Genomic DNA, 18,990 nt, shown 5'->3' with positions numbered 1-18,990 from the left:
AAACACCCCAAAACTAATCTCTCAGTCCCAAGACAAATACGCTACCAGCATATCCCCTTCTCATCCTATTTACTTGTCAATGAACACCCCAACACTCAGTCGGAAAGTATAACCTAACACAAATGTAACCTAAACTCAAGAAGTTTTAATCAACACCGCTTCGGTAAAAACACTTCTACATAAACTCACCAGCAACGTCAATAAGATTCTTAATATTTTGTTAAAGTTTCTTAAACTTTCTGTAAAACTAATAATTATCAATAAGTTAAATAAAAACATTGTTAAACCAAAATTATCAGAATCACAAAAAAAATAGAATCATTAAACTCCTTTAATAAATACCTTCGTAATCTTTAAAGAATAAATATGCATATAATTTTTAACATCGAATTAAACCACCGTCTATATTCAACGTAACTCCATTAATATATGCGCTTTGATCACCTGCTAAGAAACATACAGCATCAGCAATTTCGGAGGGGCTGGCTGGACGATGTGCAGGAATACTATGTAAAGCTTGCTCAACTTGTTCTTTAGGCATCATTGACGTTAGATGTGTTTCAACAAAACCAGGGCATATTGCATTACAGGTAATATTATACGCCGCATATTCTCGGGCAATTCCTTTAGTTAATGACAAGATAGCTCCTTTACTGGCGGCGTAGCACGTATTCCCCAAAAAACCACCACCAACTTGGGCAGCAACAGAGGCAATATTGATAATACGCCCTCTTTTTTACTGTTGCATTATCGGTATGACGACTTTGCTTAACATAAATGGTCCATTTACATTGATACTAAAAACGCGATTCCACTCGTCTGTTGATATGTCAGTTAAGCTGCCTTTACTTATAATACCCACATTATTTCCCAAAACATCAACACCATTAAATTATTGCTGTATTTGATGAACAAGTTGCATGACGTCTTCTTCTTTTGAAATATCACAATGAATAAACTGGGGTTTTGTCATTGAGGAGGACAATTCCTTTAATGCATCCTCTTTAACATCGGTTAAATCCGCAATAATGACCTGATAATTATGTTGGGCTAATTTAATAGCAATCGCTAGCCCTATACCTTGAGATCCGCCTGCAACAATACTGTTGGATTTGCTCTTTGCACTTTTGTCTCCTCTAATTTATTTAAAAAGAACACAAAAAGGTTTAGTTACCAATTCTTAATTAATGACCAGAAATGAGACAAAAATATGTTACTTAATTTTATTTACTATTCGATGTGAAAAGCGAACACAAGGTTGTTCAATCCATCGATAACTTATAAAGCTCAGTAAGATTATTGCGATCATTTCAATCATAAACCTGTTAATAGCTGCTGTTTCTTGATAAAAAACAGAATGATTAAAAATATACGATGCAAAAGCTAATACAGGAAAATTCCACAAGTAAATAGAATAAGAGATATCTCCTAGTTTGACTAACCATCTAGGAACTTTTAATTTATCATGTAATTCTAGCCCAATCACTCCATAAAGTATTAGACCTGCTGGCAATACCCTTGTTAAACAAAATATCCATTTTGTTGTTGGTGTGAAAGATAAAGAAGCGTAAATAAACCCTGAAATCAGAATGACACAACCACATAATATACTAATATATTTCTTTGTTATAGATGCACAAGGATACTTATAAAACAGATATCCAACTACTATACCGATAAAAAATTCTAATAAAACAACATTAACAAAAATAAAGTTTTGAAAAGCGATTATGCCGTATGACGACATCACAACGAGCATTAGATGAAAAGAAATCCAGCTACAAAAAAATATCATAAAGTTTTTTTGAGAAAAAAAACAAATAAATACCAACATGACAACATAAAAATACAACTCGAATGGTAAACTCCAAGCTGCGTATTGCAAAGGGATATGCGGTGTTAACAAAAACAATACAGAACCATGCAATGCCTGTTTAACCTCTAAGGTAATTTGGCCATTAAACAGGACTGATAAAACAATCATCACTGCCAAAGTAAACCAAAATAGTGGATAAATTCGAAAGATACGCTTTACAAAGAACGCCAAGCCTTCCCTAATAGAAGGGGATAAATTTTCATGCAAAACGATCCAACTCATAATAAAGCCACTTATCGCAAAGAATAAATCAACACCATATGAACCAATAATGGATAATATTTTCTGTACATAAATGAAAAAAACTTCTGTAGTCGATTTTTGAGTAGCTGTATGCATACTGCATACTAGTAACGCCGCTATCGCTCGTAACGCTTGAATACTTTCGATTTTATTTTTTTTCATTTAATTTCATTTAAGTTAATTTTACGCGATATAAATCAGAAAAAACACTTTTCTTTTAAAGCGGTTCTTTCTCTAGCCATATATCAATAATATATAAGCTTTCCTATGCTAATATTCCATTTACTACTCTTGGATAATCATGAACTCATTTACTCCCTGAACAATACAGTAATCATCAACAATAACAACATCATCATCTTTGGCTTTATCTTTCACAACAGCCAGCTCTCTCTTCAAAAACCATCATTCTGCAAATTAATCAAAGTAAGAATCTTTATCTTTTATATCTTCGAGATATAAACCACTTTTCCACCCCCAATAATAGACCCCTCACGAACAGCAAAGTGTACAAAATACCTAGATTGATCAATCTTTATTTTTTCTTGGAAAATTCACAGTACTTGCCCCTAACTTCGACGCGCTTTGCGTTATTCTTAATCAAGAGAAATTAATGGTCACAACATGAAACTACCCTGGAATTTTGCACGAGAATATTGTTATAAGATTTTTACAGACAGCCTCTTTAAAAACGCTTAATCACATTAGTTTTGCTTAGGCAATTGTTCTTTATAAGCAACTATTTTCTCTGGATACGTACTTTCCCATCCTCCACCTAGTGCTTTATAAAGCTGTACCAAATTAATAGAAATTTGTGCATTACTATCGATCAAATCTTGTTGTGAAGAAAGTAGACGTCTTTGTGCATCCAAAACATTAATATAAGTCTGTAGTCCTTGACGATATTGAGCCTGGGCTAAATAAACAGCACGTTGATTTGATTTTACTGTATCTTGCAAACGCTCTTGCTTTAATTGCTCTGCTTTATATGCGTTTAACGCATTGTCTACCTCTTGCCATGCTTGTAAAACCGTTTTTCGGTAAGCCAAAGCAGCTTCTTTTTGTTCGGCTTTTTTAAGCGTTAGCTGGCCTTTTAATTTACCACCTTCAAAAATAGGTAATGAAATGGAAGGGCCAACATTCCAAGCCCGTGCCCCCCAAAAACCTAGATCTCTAAATGATAAAGAACGGAAACCCATTTGGGCGTCAACAGTAACTTTAGGATAAAAATCCGCAACAGCAACACCAACTTCTGCTGTCGCAGAATGTAATTTTGCCTCAGCTTGACGAATATCAGGCCTACGTTGTGCTAATTCAGAAGGAAACCCAATTGGAACTTGTGGTGGAACCAAAGGAATTGGCGTGGGCGTAGAGAGTTCTTCACTTAACGCTCTGGGCGGTTCACCAAGTAATAATCCCAGTGCATTAATATACTCAACAATTTGTTGCTCTAAACTTGGAATCTCAGCCCTAGTTTGCTCTAGTTGTGCCTCTGCAGAGCGCACATCAAGTTCTGTAACCAACCCACCATTAAATCGTTGATTAGCCAAATTTAAAATATTTTGAGCTATTTGCTCGTTTTCTTTGACGATGTTTAACTGTGATTGTAATCCTCTTAACGTTATATAATTCTGTGCAACTTCTGCTTGCTGTGCAATCAACACACCTCTGCGATCTTCTTCAGAAACTTGCTTTAAAGCACCAGCAGATTCATATTGCCTGCGAACACGTCCCCATAAATCTACTTCCCAACTGGTATCTAGACTATCACTCCATTGATTAAATGAAGGCACATCAACATCACTAGGATTAACAACATTTCCAAGCGCAGGTTCACTGTTCCTGACTTTTTGTAGTGCTCTGCTAAATGACTTTTTACTATACTGACTTCTTTGATAACTGGCCCCAGCCGCCAAACTTGGAAAACGTGCAGATCCAGCTATCATTAATTGCGCACGACTGGCAATTAAACGCTGGGTTGCCATTTGAATATCAAGGTTCGCAGTGACTGCACGACGCTCTAAATCGGACAAAACTGGATCATGAAAATACTCCCACCACTGAGGATTGATTTTATTCATAACTACTTGACTGTTAGTTGGTATTTGTAAACTTTGAGCTGGCTTTGGCCATTTTGAAGGTGTCCACACATCTTTTTTATGATAATCAGGCCCCACAGCACACCCAGTAAGGGTTGGAATTAAAATAACTATTGATAAAAAAGAAAAATTATATTTCATAATTCCAACCAAAAAAATTTTAAGAGCTAATTATAAGTTAATTAAATGTATATTTAATATTGTTCAATATCATATCAACAAACCCAATAAAAACTATGGGTGAGGTTAAATATAATTTCATACAAACACGGCTGGTAAATGCTAGCATAAATACATGAGTCAGGCACAAAGAGTAAGAACTATTTCTAAATGCTCTAAAATTAAATCATTAATCGGCGTTTGCCTACCAATAGTCCAACCAAAACACGTTAAAAATTACCGTAAGCGTAGTCCCAAAATATTGAAGATAAGTTTGTACTGAAGCCAATAAAAATAAAGCAAATATTAAATAAAAATAAAACTCATAACTGAGTGTTCTCTCTGTTCCAACAAGATAATTTTTTATAATAACAGTAAAAAATACGAATCAAAAACACTTATATAATCTGCCATTGCACTAAAGATTTTAAAGGCATCAGATATGAAACCAGTACAATTATGGTAAATAACTAATAAAGAGGAATGATACGCTTTATTCTAAGTTTTATAAATCAAGTAAAGGAGACCTGTTTATCATACGTCGTGTAACACATAATAAACCCTGAAATAATAAAAAAGATTAATCCCACTTCCACCCATATTAAACCAATATCTGGTACTAAGACCATTATGTAATTCTTTGTTGGCTATATACGTCATGACAACCAATAATGCAGCAAAACCACGTAAAAACTGAACAAAATAGAGCATGATATTTCATTTAACCTATTAATTCTTTATTTTATTACGCCCTTTACTTACCTAAAAAAAATAAACCTAACTGTAATAAATGGTTTTAATTTATTTCACCAAAAATATAAAAAATTTATTAAAAATTGAATTTTTTTGTTGCATCCTTTAACGTGAAAAGCTACTAAAGCACGTAATGCTGTTGTAGCTCAGTGGTAGAGCACTCCCTTGGTAAGGGAGAGGTCGAGAGTTCAATCCTCTCTAACAGCACCATTTCCTTTATAAAGTATGTTTTATTTTTATGCGTAATGCATAGGAAACCATATAGAAAAACAGCTTCCTTGTCCCATCTGGCTCTCTATAACGAATATTCCTTTATGACGAGCAACAAGGTGCTTCACGATAGCTAATCCCAAACCTGTGCCATTATGCTTATCACCAGCACGATAAAAACGTTCTGTAAGACGCGGAAGATGTTTTTTTTCAATGCCTGGGCCATTATCACTAATGGAAATTACCCACCCTAAACCTGGCCATTTTAAATGATCTTCAGTAAAATACAATCTAGCTGTAATCAAAGGGATTTCTGCATTTCCTAGTGGTGCATGTCGAATGGCATTTTCAATAATATTATGAAATATTTGGAAAAGTTGGTCTTTGTCAGCAAAAATTATAACATTTTGAGATGCTATTTCGTCTTGATAATTGAGGGTAATTCCTGCCTTTTTGATCATGAACTGAGATTCTTGTAAAATCTGCTGTAAGACGAGTTTCAAATCAACTCGATCAGTCAATAGTCGATATTCATCACGCTCTACCCGAGATAAAGTTAATAACCCATTGGTAAGGCGAATCATACGCCCAACTTGAGCATGCATAATTTCTAAAAATTGCTTTTGCGTTTGTTCGTCGTCAACACCAACCCCTAGTAAAGTTTGAATAAATCCATCTAAAGAAGTTAATGGAGTACGCAATTCATGACTGGCATGAGCAATAAAATCACTGCGCATTTGATTAAGCGAGATAATTTGACTTTGATCAATTAAAGTAATCACTAGGATATTCTTTAAAATATTAGAAGGCTCATAAGCACTAAATAATAATTTCAGCTGATAAGATTTTGGTAACTCTAGATGTATTTCTATTTCAGATACCGGAGATACCATATATTCTTCAACTGTTTGACAAAAAACAGGGTGCCTAAGAATATCTAAGATCACATCATCATAATGTTGATGCAAATAAAGATTTTTTTCATATGCAATTGAATTAGAAAATAATGAAAAGCTGTGTTTAATTTGGTTGCGTAGTGAAATAGAAGAATATGCATAGTCACTGGCGATTAATAAAATTGGAGCTTGAATATGATCGACTGTTTGCTTTAACTCTGTAAAAGCTCGGTTAAAATGATAAGTTTCTTTTATAACTTCATATTGTTCTAATTCGACTTTTCCTGTTTTATTCCTATAGGCAAAAAGCCAAATTAAAGAACTGACAAACCCTCCACCAAAAAAAAATAACAAATACGTATAAAAACTATCTTCACTGAACATCAAGAGCATATCCCGCGGAACGAATAGTTCGGATAATATCACGCTCGCCTGCAGCGTTAAGCTCTTTTCTAAGCCTTAAAATATGCACATCAACAGTTCTAATCTCAACATTAAGATTCTCTCCCCAAACTGCATTTAAAAGCTCTTCACGAGAAAATACTTTTTTAGGGTTACGCACAAAATATCCCAGTATTTTATATTCTGTCGGTCCCAAATTCAAAATACGCTGACCACGATAAACACGATGTTCAGCCTCGTTAAATACCACATCCTCAAATTGCAAATGTGCTTGGTGTGCTTTTATCTCAACACGAGAACGTCGAAGAACTGCTTTTAATCTTAATAGTAAAGTATCAATACTAAAAGGCTTGGTAATATAGTCATCCACTCCAACATCAAAAGCTGAAACCTCGTCACACTCTTCACCTCTGGCGGTTAACATAATCACAGCAATAGATGACAATGATGCCTGAGAACGGATATAACGACAAAGATCAATTCCTGTGCCGCCAGGAAGATTCCAATCCAAAATTAACGCAGAGTAAGTATGCTGGTGAAGATATGTTAATGCCGCAGCATAGCCATCTGCAACATCAACTTTATAACCCTTTTTACTCAGGTTATATTGTAATAATAAAGCAATAGAGGTGTCATCCTCAACAATCAGAATATTTGTCTGATTATTCATTACACTTTACTCGCATCCTCAATCACATCTACGGGGCCCACACGCTGATAGGGTAACGTATCACCCGTAAATACATAGTAATAATTTTCAACAATATTCGTTATATGATCGCCTATTCTTTCGAAATTTTTCACCATAAATAAAAGGTGAGAACATACTAAAACAACCTCGGGTTCTTTTTGCATTAAATTCGTAAGCTCTGTAAAAACGGAAAGATATAAATCATCAACCAAATTATCCGCATTCCAAAGGTGTAACATCATTTTATGATCTTGCTCGGTAATTGCAATCACGACTTGTCGTAAGTTCTCTTGAACTTGTCTGCCCATCGTTAATAACCCTGACAAGGAAATTCCTTCGGGAATCATTTTTATTTGCACAATACGTCGACAATTTCCTGCTATTAAATCACCAATACGTTGCAAATCTACACTGATTTTAAATGCAGAAACAATTTCGCGCAAGTCTATTGCCATTGGCGAACGCAAAGCCAAAATTTGAATTGAAAACGCACTAATCATCCGCTCATACGCATCTATTTCAATATCCTGCAAAGCTATTTCATAGGCCGTATCAATTTTACGATCTCGCAATACTGTCAAGGTTTGAGTCAATTGATTTTCAACCATACCAAACATGCGTAAAATCATACTACGCAATTGTTCAAGCTCTTGTTCATAACGGCTAATCGTATGTTCAGGCAATTTTTCTGTCATTGATATTCATCCTATCCAAAACGACCCGTAATGTAATCGTGCGTTTTCGTTTGTGCTGGTTTGGTAAATAAAATAGCTGCATCATTCATTTCAACAAGTTCTCCTGCGTAAAAGAATGCCACTTTATCTGCACAACGCGCAGCTTGCTGTAAATTATGTGTAACTAAAAGGATTGTATAATTTTCTTTTAAAATATCCAACAACTCTTCAATCTTAGCCGTTGAAATTGGGTCCAAAGCAGAAGTCGGCTCATCTAATAAAATAACTTCTGGCTCCACCGCCAATGCCCTTGCAATACACAAGCGTTGTTGCTGTCCTCCTGATAGTCCCAATGCCGAACGATACAAACGATCTTTAACCTCATCCCATAGGGCGACTTGGCGTAATACTTTTTCTACTTTTTCTTGCATCTGTGCTGAAGAAAGGCGTTCATATAATTTGATCCCGAACGCAATATTATCGTATATAGACATACTAAATGGAGTAGGTTTTTGAAAAACCATCCCTATACGTGATCTTAAAATATTTAAATCAGTCTCTTTATCTAAAATATTCACACCATCAAAGAGAACCTGCCCTTTGGCATGTTGATTAGGATATAAATCATACATACGATTCAACATACGCAACAACGTTGATTTTCCACATCCCGATGGACCAATCATAGCAGTAACTTTATTCGCTTGAACGTCAAAGTTAATGTTTTTTAAGGCTTGCTGAGCCCCATAATAAAAATCCACCTTTTGAATAGAAATGGCGGTCTCATCATGTATCATAAGGATTGATCCTTTTTTCTGCGCTTATCCACATAAATCCGCGCAATTAAATTTAAACATAAAACAAAAATTGTTATTAACAAAGCAGCAGTCCACGCCAAATTAATCCATATATCATCAGCGGAATCTGCGTATTGATAAATCACCAAGGGTAAACTGGCCATCGGTTTAAAGATATTCCAGCTCCAATCAGAATTACCCAAAGACGTAAATAATAAAGGTGCTGTTTCCCCTGCTATTCTAGAAATAGCTAGTAATATTCCGGTAATCACTCCGCCTCTTGCTGCTGGTAAGCATACTAAAAAAACCACTTTCCATTTTGGTGCTCCTAAAGCAAAGCCAGCCTCATGAATTGCAACAGGCACCATGTTCAAGGCTTCCTCAGTCGTCCTGGCGATCACAGGTAGTGCCAAAATAGCCAATGCACATGCCCCAGCAAAAGCCGAATATCCCATGGTCATAACCAATATAATATAAACAAATAAACCAATTAAAATAGAAGGAACCGACATCATCATATCAGCAATAAAGCGGATACTGGCACTGAGTTTTTTGTTTGGACATTCTGCCAAGAAAACACCACCTAATATTCCCAAAGGCACCGCTATCAACGTTGCCAACCCTACTTGAATAATACTACCTAAAATCGGGTTTAATAATCCCCCAGGCAACCCTTGAGGCGCTGTCATATGAAATAGCGTGAAAAATGATAATCCAGAGAAACCGTTAATAAGTAAATTTGTTAAAATAGAAACTAATATACACAACATAATGCCTAGTGTGACAAAAGCAAAAATTGTCATTAATCGATTTTTTATAAAGCGCCAAGAAAGCAAATAATTTTTATTTCCATGTAGCTTTTGTAATTTTTGTGACATATCGATTTAATCCTATCGTGACTTTAACACTTGCTTTAACAAAAGCTGCGAACAAAATAGAACGATAAACGAAATCATCATTAGCACTGCACCCAAAGCCATTAAAGAAGACATTTTTAAACTGCCTGCGGTACTTTCTGAAAATTCCAATGCAATCAAAGATGCAATCGTATTACTGGATGTAAACAAAGACCAACCCGCGTGATGCGCATTGCCAATAACAAAAGTCACCGCCATGGTTTCACCCAAAGCCCGTCCCCATCCAAGCACAATGCCTCCAATAACCCCTTTTTGCACCCAAGGGAGTGTCACATGGCGCATGACTTCCCATTTTGTTGCACCTAAACTATAAGCACTCTCTTTTAACATTGAGGGTGTATTGGCAAATGATTCTTGCATCATCGCGGTAATGAAAGGCGTAATCATAATCGCCAATATTAATCCTGCAGTTAAAATACCGACACCAAATGTTCCTCCTGAAAATAAGATTTCTACATAAGGCACATTGCCAAATACTTGCTTTAAAAAGGGCTGAACATATTTTGACATAAGAGGGACTAATATAAAAAAGCCCCACATTCCCAAAATAATCGAAGGAATAGCCGCTAATAATTGTATAGTTGCTGTCATGTATCGAGCAATAAATCTGGGCATTAGCTCGCTTAGGCAATAAGCACACCCAAAAGATAGCGGCAAAGCCAGCATTACACCGATACAAGAACTCAGCAAAGTGCCAATCAAAGAAACGCCTGCGCTATATTGTTGCTTTACAGGATTCCAGGTAGTTGAGGTAATAAATTCAAAACCAAAAACTGAAAATGCCTGTCTGCCTTGCCAACATAACTCGATAATCAACCCAATAAAGATCAATATAATCAAAGCACCACTGCACCAAGTCAATGAGGTGAATAAATAAGGTAAAATTTGGTTGTTTTTACGATTCTTTGACTGAAAAATAGCCATATTTATTTCTTTGCCTCTTTTGAAGCTACCCCTGCATATTCCCAAGTTTTTTCAATTTTTTCTTTAACAACGATGGGCAATGGAACATAGTGCAACTGCGTAGCGATAGCGTCCCCATGATCAAAACCCCATCTGAAAAATTTGATAACTGCTTTGGAATCCTGACTGTAAACTGGAAGTAATATATAGGTTGTGGAAACAATCGGCCAAGAATCGTCGTCTTTGGTATTAATCAAATCAACACTATAGTTTTTCGCATGTACCCAATCCGCAGCCTTGGCCGCAGCTTTGATGGAATTTTCATTAATTGAAACAAAACTACCAGAAATATTCTTAAGCTGTGCAGTGTTTAAATGATTTTGTAAGGCATATGCATATTCTACATATCCAATGCCACCTTCTATATTTTTAACTGTCGAAGCAACTGAACCATTTCCTCGACCTCCCATTCCTACTGGCCAAGCAATAGAGGTGTTAGCTCCAAAATTCTTTTTCCAGTCAGCTGATTCTTTGGATAAATATGATGTAAAAACTTGCGTGGTTCCAGAACCATCTGCACGGTAAATAGGTGCAATATCAATAGAAGGAAGTGTAATATCTTTATTTAATCCAGCAATCTTTGGATCATTCCATTTGGTAATTTTTCCTTGGTAGATATTCGCAATAATATCCCCAGTCAAACGTAATTGATTCTCTTTAATTCCTGGAATATTTACAACCACAGCAACACCACCAATGGCTGTTGGAAATTGTAATAGATTAGCACTCGTTAATTGCTCGGTTGACGTTGGCATATCCAAAGCACCAAAATTAACAGTCTTTGCGATAACTTGGTTTTTACCAGCACTGGAACCCAAAGCCTGATAGTTGACTTTAATATCAATTTCTTTGGAGGCGCTGGCTGCCCAATTTTGATACAAAGGTGCGGCAAAACTAGAACCTACCCCTGTAATATTGGTAATGTTCTGTGCTTTTACTGATGGCAGGCATGCTGCAAAAAAAGCAAAAGATAAACCAATCATTGAAAATGTAATTAAATTCTTCTGATATACAAATGGCATTAATAATTCCTCTGGCCATACAAAATTAACCCTGATGGAACTTTACAAAAAAAATTACACAAACCGTGTGAAAGTTTTATGAAAAGAAAGAGGTTTTTTTAGAAGTTTGTCATATAAAGTTCATAGAACTGTTATCTTATTGAAACCCAAGCACCATTAGAATCCTATACAAGAACCTTAATATTTTTATGAATTAGGGTTTTACTATGGTTGTTTGCCAAAAATTTCGATTAACATTGTTAATCACCACATTAGCCAGCACAGCATTTATCTTTTCACAACAAGCCTCTGCTGATACAAATCAAGAGGCCACCTTAAAAGCCATGAACCAACAAATGATTGAAATGAATAAACAGATCATGGCATTAAAAAAGGAAGTCACATCCCTACGCTCACGACAAAATAAACTCAAAGCAGAAACCGTTAAATCTAATATTAATCAGCGTAAGAAGAATATAAATGTTGCTCAACAGCCCTCAACAGGAATGGGAACCGCTGCACCATCCAATCAAACAATAGCTTCAACTCAACCTCAATCCTCAGCCGTTCCTATTGGCCAACCGGGAAACAATATAACTCAACAAAATCCTAGAATGATTAATGTTGCAGATCAATCTTCTGCACAACGTGACGAGGCCCAACAACATCAAAAAACTGTGCTTGATTTACTTCATAGCACAGGACTACCTCCCCCTGATCGTGGTGCTTCTTTTTGGTCTCCAAATATGCCATTACTTTCATCGGCAACAGAACATGATGAAACCATTTATGTTGGTGGGCTACGCATAGGTTTCCCAGCAGGAAGACCCACAATAGCAACAGATGATGGTCGCTATAGTTTTGCTATTGGTTTAGCATTACAAGAGGATATTGGTAGTTATATTAATTCAGGCACGCGTCGAGGTGAAACGAAAGGTCGTTTCTCACCATTCCGAGAAAACTTGCGTCGTGGTCGTATTCCCATTACCTTCCGCTATACGGATTACTCTGTGAATATTACCCCTGATTTCGGAAATGGAGAAGCAGGACTGTACGAAGCAAATATGCAATATGGTGGGTTTAAAAATACCATTTTGACATTTGGCTTTTTCGAGCCACGCGTTACCTTAGAAGGCTCTGAAAGCTCAAACGAGGGCGTATTGATGGAAAGGCCTGCCGCTGTTGAATTGGCCCGTGGTGTTGCAGCAGGGGATTCCAGATTCAGTATTGGTGGATTAACCTATGGAAAACGATGGTATTTGGGGGCTTATTTTACAGGACATGCTTATAATACTACGAAAAATAATCCAGATATTATTAAAGATCAAACAGGTGGCATGTTACGCTTTGCGGGGCGCCCTTATGCAAGTCGAGATATAGATCTTCATATTGGTGTTTCTGCCTCAAGTGCTTTTGATGTTGCCCAAACTAACAAAGGTAAACTATATAATTTTTCTGGTTCTCCTGGATTCAGACTTACCCAAGAAACATTAGTTCAAACAGGGGCTTTGAATAACGTCAGTAGTGTTTGGGAAGCTGGACCAGAACTTGCTTTTCGTTGGAAACGTTTCCTAGCCAAATCAGAATATATTCAATATGGGATTAATCGTTCTAGTTCTAACAGCAACCTAAATTTTGATGGATATTATACTTCCTTAACCTATACCATCCTCGGTAAACCAAGAAGCTATGATATTCGCTCTGCGGCGTTTCGTGCACCTGGTGTAGAATATGATTTTGATCCAAAGCAAAATCATTGGGGCGCTTTAGAAGTGAGTGGCCGTTGGAGTGTATTGGATTTAAATAGCCATAAAAATGCTAGTGATGGAGTCAATGGAGGACAACAAACTGTCTGGACCGGTGGGCTTAACTGGTATCCTAATCCTCATTTCCGTGTGATGTTAAACTATGATCATATCATGGCATCCTCTACACCAAATAACCCATTAAACAAGCATGGTCGAAATATGGATGCAATTGCCATGCGCTTTCAAGCAGCATTCTAAAATTAATAAAATAGGTTTCTGTTTATTTACAAATGACGACTTAATAAACAGAAGCTTTATTTATATGCCAATAAATGCATTATAATAATTCTTATTTAACAAGATATAAATTATCAATCTACATAATCACAGCCTATGCTAAACATATAAAATATATCAAGCAACAACATTGTAATTATATAGCTAGATTGATGAAGAATTAAATAAGAGTAATATAACTCTGTTTTATATAAAATTAATATAAAACTTAAATATCCATATAACAAATTGTTATATGGTAGCGACGGGCGGATTTGAACCACCGACCAAGGGATTATGATTCCCCTGCTCTACCACTGAGCTACGCCGCCTTATTATAATCTTAAAGACGAGGTTTAATTACTCTTATTCCATAAAGAAAGTCAAGCATTTTTCACCCGTCTTTATAAATTTATTTTTAATTGCTCTCTTCTTGCAATTTCTTTTTTGCAGCGACTGAACGTGCTGGTCTGCCTCTACGTGGGCGAACAGGTGCTGTTTCTACAGGTTCTTCTTCTGTTTTTTCAGTGACGTTTTGTTCAACAGGCTTTTCTGTAATCGCTTCAATTACTTCAGCAACCACCTCTGGTTGAGGTTGCTCTTCTTGTGTAGAAGAGGAAGATGTATGCTCATTTTCAGCGTTATTCTCTGAATATCCATTATTATGCTGTGGACGTTGTTGTTGGCGCTGTTGAGCAGATTGATTCATCATATTTAAAATACGTGAATAATGCTCTGCATACTGAAAAAAGCTCTCTGCAGCAACGCGATCCCCAGAACTTAACGCATCACGACCATGCTGAAGATATTTTTCATGAAGCTGTTGAGCTGTACCACGGATACGTATATCTGGTCCATTACTGTCAAAAACATGATTTCGATTAAATGAAGCCTGTCCATTTTGATTACGAGAACCCCCATTACCAGGGCGATGGTAACGGCTTCGCATACGTTTTGTATTCATAAGTTGACGCTGTGCTTTCCTATTCGCAATAGCTTTTAATTCAGGAACTAAGTTCTGAAAAGTCACTATTTAAATTGTCATAATAAAAATATGAATCTTTCAGTATATTAATTGATCTTTATTTTTTTTACACTACAGAAACAATTAATTCACTTAACTCTATTAGGTAATATCTATCATCATTGCTTTACCTAGCAATATATAATATTTGCCACATTCTTTTATAATGTTTGTCGAGATAAAACAAGAGCTCTGATGCAACCATTTAAGTCATGTTGTTTTTGAACAACATATAACCCCTTGGATAAAGCAATATTTGAAACCTCTATATCCTGCTTTATGCCTAACTCTAGTATCAATATACCTTGATCTGATAATAAATCAACTGCTTGATTGCATATATATCGATAGGCATCCAATCCGTCTTCACCACCATCAAGCGCAGACATAGGTTCATACGCTTGCACTTCTGGCATCAGCTCTAATAGTTCTTTTTTACGAATATATGGCGGGTTGGATAAAATAACATCAAAAGACCCTTGTACTGCATCAGCCCAATTTCCTGTGATGAACGAAGATCTATTTTCCAACTGGCATTGTTTGGCATTTGCGCCAGCAAGCAATGCTGCTTGCTCTATTTTATCAACCCCAAGTCCAAATGCATTAGGATATTCTGACAACGCAGCCAATAACAAACATCCCGTGCCTGTACCTAAGTCTAAAAAACGATAAGGTTTTTGTCGATCAGGCAACAATGTCAGTAATACTTCAATTAAAGATTCTGTATCTGCTCTTGGAATAAGGGTTGCTGGCGAAACCGCTAAATCTAAACTCCAAAATCCCTGTTCTTTAACAATATACGCAAAAGGTTCTCGTTCGGCACGCCTGGCAAAATACTGGCGAATTAATACTGGATCAAGCTGCGTATTTTTATCCATCATAAAGATCTCAGTAATGCTTTTTTGCAAAGCTGCAGCGATTAAAAGCTGAGCTTCTCGTCTACAATCTTCTATGTCAGCAGCTTTTAATAACTGCTCCCCTTCTTGTATCAATGATGCCAATGAGGTTTCTGTATGTTGCACGACTAAAACTTTATAAAATTAGATAGAATAAAAATATTTAAAATTTGGTTCACATTCCTCGTAGTATATATTCTTCAATCAGGATAAATTCAAATACTATACGTAAAAACAAGCGAAGAGAATTACAAAATCCTCTTCAACCAGCTTTATAATTTATCAGCAATCGCATTAAACATTAATGCTGTCTCTAAAGGTTCCTTATCAAAAGATGGTTCAGCTTTGGGCCATACAGACCATTGCACAATCACCAAATTTTCTTTTTGATTCACCATAATCACTTGACCAAAAATACCCAACGCCCATAGTGTCTCGTTACTTTTTAATCTATCTGTATAATGACCTTGATAATTTGCTGGCACACTATTATTCCACCACTCATATCCGTAACTACCATCTGGATGTTTTACTGTGACAGAGTTTTTTGCTTTATTCCATGTACCAGCATCTTTAACCCAATTATCTGGCAAAATTTTTGTTCCATCTGGCAAAACACCATTATTTGCAACCAACAGCCCAAATTTACCCCAATCTTCTAGTGTCGCATTAAAACCATGCGCACCAACGTCATGTTTTCCTGTGGCATAACTGTGCCAGACACCATCTCTGACCATTCCATCAGGTTGCCAGATTTTTTCTTGTAAATATGCAGCCAAAGACATCCCTGTTGCTTTTTCCAAAGTATCCCCCAGCAACCATGCCCCGCCTGAAGAATATGACCATGCTTGCCCAGGTTTTGCATATGCTTTGCGTGTCGGAGATTTAACCAGCTTATTGACACAATCATAAGCTACTTGCCCAGCTTCACATTGCGTTAATTGAGCAAAGTCAGATTTTGGATCAGTATAATCTTCGCCCCACTCGACACCAGAAGTATGTTGTAACAACTGCCTAATGGTGACATTTTCCCATGCAGTTCCTTTTACATCAGGATTATACTTAACAATTAAATCATCTAATGAAGCAATTTTACCTTCTTTTAGAGCAATTCCGACCAAAGTGGAAACAACTGATTTACCAACAGAACGAGACGTCCAAAGCGTTGTGTTATTATTTCCTTTGCCATAAAATTCCCATACGATTTTACCATCCTTAATCACCAACATACCTGCCACATTATTACGTTTAATATATTCGTTTAATGTATATTTCTGACCATTATAATCATATGAAACATGTGATAAATCTTTTAACGCTTTAGGAAGGTGTTGTGGGTTACCTGCTTTAAACACGTCCCCTTTGTAAGAGCGATAGTCATTGCGAAACCCAATAACACGTTGCTGCTGATCCCAGGTCAACATATCCTTGACCGCAGGTAATTTTTTATCAACCACAGCAGGGCATTTTAATTCGGCTACGCCACAATGATTATCAACGGTTTCTTTAGCAGAGACTTGAGCAATAGCTGCCATGGAAAAAGCAAGCAAATAAGTATAAAATTTCATTTTAAAGTTCTCCTTATTTATTTCAATTTCATTATTTTTCTCAGATTATTATTGATACAAAATAAATAAAGAGCAATACATAAATTCACCCAATATATAACTATAGCCTATATTATTTTTCTTGAACAAAGCTATCAACAAATTTGCATCTTTCCTTAATCATAAAGATACAATTAGATAATTATTTATCTAAATTCTCAGAGTGATAAAATTATTAATATCTTTAGAAGATAACAAACTAATTTTAGGTAATTTAATCTGATTAAATACCTCTCTATAGCGTCTTCGGTTAATTTGGGTAGCAACCATAATATGACGAATCATTGACCATTGAATATGATTTTTTTATTTCCCAAACTCCCTACTCTCTTATTTTCAAATAAAGTTCGACGAAGATAACGCACCAAGCTTAAAGGCATCGAAACATCAAAAGAATAAAGCCCATTGCCCATGTGCGACGTTCAGGCAAACACATAGAATAATTTCCCTCTATAACCCACACTTGTCCGCTAATAGCCTGATTATGCAAAGCAATAAATTCTTCGGCGGGTCTTTGTTGCCAATTAGTTCCTGAAAAATGATGCAATTGATCCAGATGAATAGACTGATAGCCACCGCCAAAGTAGATTTTCCACTATTTGAAGGCCCCACAATACAAATCCGTTGCCCTAGATGACTAAGTATTTTTAAATCCTTAACATATTTAATAAATCTTACATCGCTTCTTCAGCAGCTAGCATTCTTGATTGTTCTTCTTGGGCTAAACTATCCACGATTTCATCGAATTCTCCTAACATAATACGATCGATTTTATGCAAGGTTAAATTAATACGATGGTCAGTTACTCGTCCTTGTGGAAAATTATAAGTGCGAATACGCTCTGAGCGATCCCCCGTTCCCACCTGAGAACGACGATCAGCAGCACGATCAGCATGCAACGAAGCACGTTGTTGTTCATATAAACGCGCACGCAAGATCTTCATTGCCTTTGCTTTGTTCTTATGCTGACTTTTTTCCTCTTGCATTGCAACCACCACACCCGAAGGCATATGAGTAATACGCACCGCACTTTCTGTTTTATTAACGTGCTGACCACCCGCACCAGAAGCACGATATACGTCAATACGCAAATCTTTTTCATCAATATCAACATCAACCTCTTCAGCCTCGGGCAACACTGCCACCGTTACTGTAGAGGTATGAATACGTCCTTGACTTTCGGTTGCAGGCACACGTTGTACACGATGAACGCCTGATTCATATTTTAAACGTGCAAACACATTGTTTCCAGCAATCGAAGCCATCGCCCCTTTAATCCCACCAACGCCGGTATCGTCATATTCCATGACTTCAAAACGCCAGCCTTTCATATCAGAATAGCGTTGATACGCACCAAACAATTCCGCTGCAAATATGCCAGCTTCATCCCCACCAGCTGCAGGACGAATTTCTAAAATCGCATCCCCTTCATCAGCTTTATCCTTGGGAAGCATTGCCAAACGTATATCGTGCCTTAACTGAGGCAACTTTTCATTCAAAGTTTCCAACTCTGCTTCTGCAAGATCTTTCATCTCAGGATCTTGCAACATTTCTTCAGCAGCTTTGGTTTCTTCTTCAGCACCACGCAACGCATGAACCAACGCTACAATTGCATTGAGATCTGCATATTCACGAGAGGCCTCAATAAACTCATCCCCTGAAATCTCAGTGGATAAAATATGTTGCAGCTCCTCTGAACGAGCAACAATTTTATCCAAACGATCATTAAAACTTATAGAAAATTCTTCAGAAGACATC

The 18,990-nt window shown here is 36.6% G+C and carries 16 protein-coding genes, 2 tRNA genes and 1 pseudogene; 2 read left to right on the top strand and 17 right to left on the bottom strand.

Annotated elements, in window-relative coordinates; all coding sequences use genetic code 11:
* Window positions 1–379: 379 nt before the first annotated feature.
* From QMN76_RS10370 to QMN76_RS10355, 4 genes and pseudogenes are all read right to left on the bottom strand, one after another.
* Window positions 380–1,102, bottom strand: a pseudogene (locus QMN76_RS10370) (SDR family NAD(P)-dependent oxidoreductase).
* 111 nt (window positions 1,103–1,213) lie between these two features.
* The gene (locus QMN76_RS10365; protein WP_282024668.1) at window positions 1,214–2,281 is read right to left on the bottom strand and encodes an acyltransferase family protein; all 1,068 of its coding nucleotides are present in this window, start codon (window positions 2,279–2,281) and stop codon (window positions 1,214–1,216) included.
* Window positions 2,282–2,823: 542 nt separating this feature from the next.
* The gene (locus QMN76_RS10360; protein WP_282024669.1) at window positions 2,824–4,359 is read right to left on the bottom strand and encodes an efflux transporter outer membrane subunit; all 1,536 of its coding nucleotides are present in this window, start codon (window positions 4,357–4,359) and stop codon (window positions 2,824–2,826) included.
* A 552-nt stretch (window positions 4,360–4,911) separates the two neighbouring features.
* Complete coding sequence (locus QMN76_RS10355; RefSeq protein WP_282024671.1) at window positions 4,912–5,088, bottom strand: hypothetical protein; 177 nt, start codon at window positions 5,086–5,088, stop codon at window positions 4,912–4,914.
* A gap of 177 nt (window positions 5,089–5,265) precedes the next feature.
* On the opposite strand from QMN76_RS10355, the gene QMN76_RS10350 reads away from it, so the two are divergent.
* A tRNA-Thr gene (locus QMN76_RS10350) sits at window positions 5,266–5,340 on the top strand.
* A 26-nt stretch (window positions 5,341–5,366) separates the two neighbouring features.
* Here the strand turns inward: QMN76_RS10350 and QMN76_RS10345 are convergent.
* The 7 genes from QMN76_RS10345 to pstS are packed head-to-tail and all read right to left on the bottom strand — an operon-like array spanning window position 5,367 to window position 11,702.
* Window positions 5,367–6,620, bottom strand: a complete 1,254-nt coding sequence (locus tag QMN76_RS10345; RefSeq protein ID WP_282024673.1) for a sensor histidine kinase — start codon at window positions 6,618–6,620, stop codon at window positions 5,367–5,369.
* The gene (locus tag QMN76_RS10340; protein WP_282024675.1) at window positions 6,610–7,308 is read right to left on the bottom strand and encodes a response regulator; all 699 of its coding nucleotides are present in this window, start codon (window positions 7,306–7,308) and stop codon (window positions 6,610–6,612) included. The genes QMN76_RS10345 and QMN76_RS10340 overlap by 11 nt, the downstream gene beginning before the upstream one ends.
* Window positions 7,308–8,024, bottom strand: a complete 717-nt coding sequence (phoU, locus tag QMN76_RS10335; RefSeq protein ID WP_282024677.1) for a phosphate signaling complex protein PhoU — start codon at window positions 8,022–8,024, stop codon at window positions 7,308–7,310. The genes QMN76_RS10340 and phoU overlap by 1 nt, the downstream gene beginning before the upstream one ends.
* 11 nt (window positions 8,025–8,035) lie before the next feature.
* The gene (pstB, locus tag QMN76_RS10330) at window positions 8,036–8,800 is read right to left on the bottom strand and encodes a phosphate ABC transporter ATP-binding protein PstB (RefSeq protein WP_034340888.1); all 765 of its coding nucleotides are present in this window, start codon (window positions 8,798–8,800) and stop codon (window positions 8,036–8,038) included.
* Window positions 8,797–9,678: a phosphate ABC transporter permease PstA gene (gene pstA / locus QMN76_RS10325; RefSeq protein WP_282024679.1), complete on the bottom strand. Its 882-nt coding sequence runs from the start codon at window positions 9,676–9,678 to the stop codon at window positions 8,797–8,799. The genes pstB and pstA overlap by 4 nt, the downstream gene beginning before the upstream one ends.
* A 12-nt stretch (window positions 9,679–9,690) precedes the next feature.
* The gene (pstC, locus tag QMN76_RS10320) at window positions 9,691–10,641 is read right to left on the bottom strand and encodes a phosphate ABC transporter permease subunit PstC (RefSeq protein WP_084051611.1); all 951 of its coding nucleotides are present in this window, start codon (window positions 10,639–10,641) and stop codon (window positions 9,691–9,693) included.
* A gap of 2 nt (window positions 10,642–10,643) precedes the next feature.
* Window positions 10,644–11,702 carry a phosphate ABC transporter substrate-binding protein PstS gene (gene pstS, locus QMN76_RS10315; RefSeq protein WP_282066016.1) on the bottom strand — a complete coding sequence of 353 codons (1,059 nt, stop codon included), beginning with the start codon at window positions 11,700–11,702 and terminating at the stop codon, window positions 10,644–10,646.
* 206 nt (window positions 11,703–11,908) lie between these two features.
* Between pstS and QMN76_RS10310 the strand changes: the two genes are divergently transcribed.
* A complete protein-coding gene (locus QMN76_RS10310; protein ID WP_034340884.1) occupies window positions 11,909–13,687 on the top strand; it encodes a porin in 1,779 nt (592 codons plus the stop codon).
* A gap of 275 nt (window positions 13,688–13,962) precedes the next feature.
* Here QMN76_RS10310 and QMN76_RS10305 read toward each other — a convergent pair.
* From QMN76_RS10305 to prfA, 6 genes are all read right to left on the bottom strand, one after another.
* Window positions 13,963–14,037, bottom strand: a tRNA-Met gene (locus QMN76_RS10305).
* A gap of 86 nt (window positions 14,038–14,123) precedes the next feature.
* Entirely contained in the window at window positions 14,124–14,669 is a 546-nt protein-coding gene (locus QMN76_RS10300; protein ID WP_328517265.1) for a DUF4167 domain-containing protein, read from the bottom strand.
* A gap of 221 nt (window positions 14,670–14,890) precedes the next feature.
* Window positions 14,891–15,751, bottom strand: coding sequence for a peptide chain release factor N(5)-glutamine methyltransferase (gene prmC / locus QMN76_RS10295; protein WP_282024689.1), 861 nt, complete (start codon window positions 15,749–15,751; stop codon window positions 14,891–14,893).
* Window positions 15,752–15,897: 146 nt separating this feature from the next.
* The gene (locus QMN76_RS10290) at window positions 15,898–17,193 is read right to left on the bottom strand and encodes a serine hydrolase domain-containing protein (protein ID WP_282024691.1); all 1,296 of its coding nucleotides are present in this window, start codon (window positions 17,191–17,193) and stop codon (window positions 15,898–15,900) included.
* A gap of 409 nt (window positions 17,194–17,602) precedes the next feature.
* Window positions 17,603–17,779 (bottom strand): P-loop NTPase family protein, encoded by a 177-nt coding sequence (locus tag QMN76_RS10285; RefSeq protein ID WP_282024693.1) that lies wholly within the window; start codon window positions 17,777–17,779, stop codon window positions 17,603–17,605.
* Between the two features lie 127 nt (window positions 17,780–17,906).
* A complete protein-coding gene (gene prfA, locus QMN76_RS10280; protein ID WP_235176866.1) occupies window positions 17,907–18,989 on the bottom strand; it encodes a peptide chain release factor 1 in 1,083 nt (360 codons plus the stop codon).
* Window position 18,990: the final 1 nt, after the last annotated feature.

It is taken from the genome of Commensalibacter papalotli (ex Botero et al. 2024) (assembly GCF_947179115.1).
GTDB classification, from domain to species: domain Bacteria; phylum Pseudomonadota; class Alphaproteobacteria; order Acetobacterales; family Acetobacteraceae; genus Commensalibacter; species Commensalibacter papalotli.
Note: the sequence above shows the minus strand (reverse complement) of the source record. Positions and strands in the feature narration are given on the sequence as shown.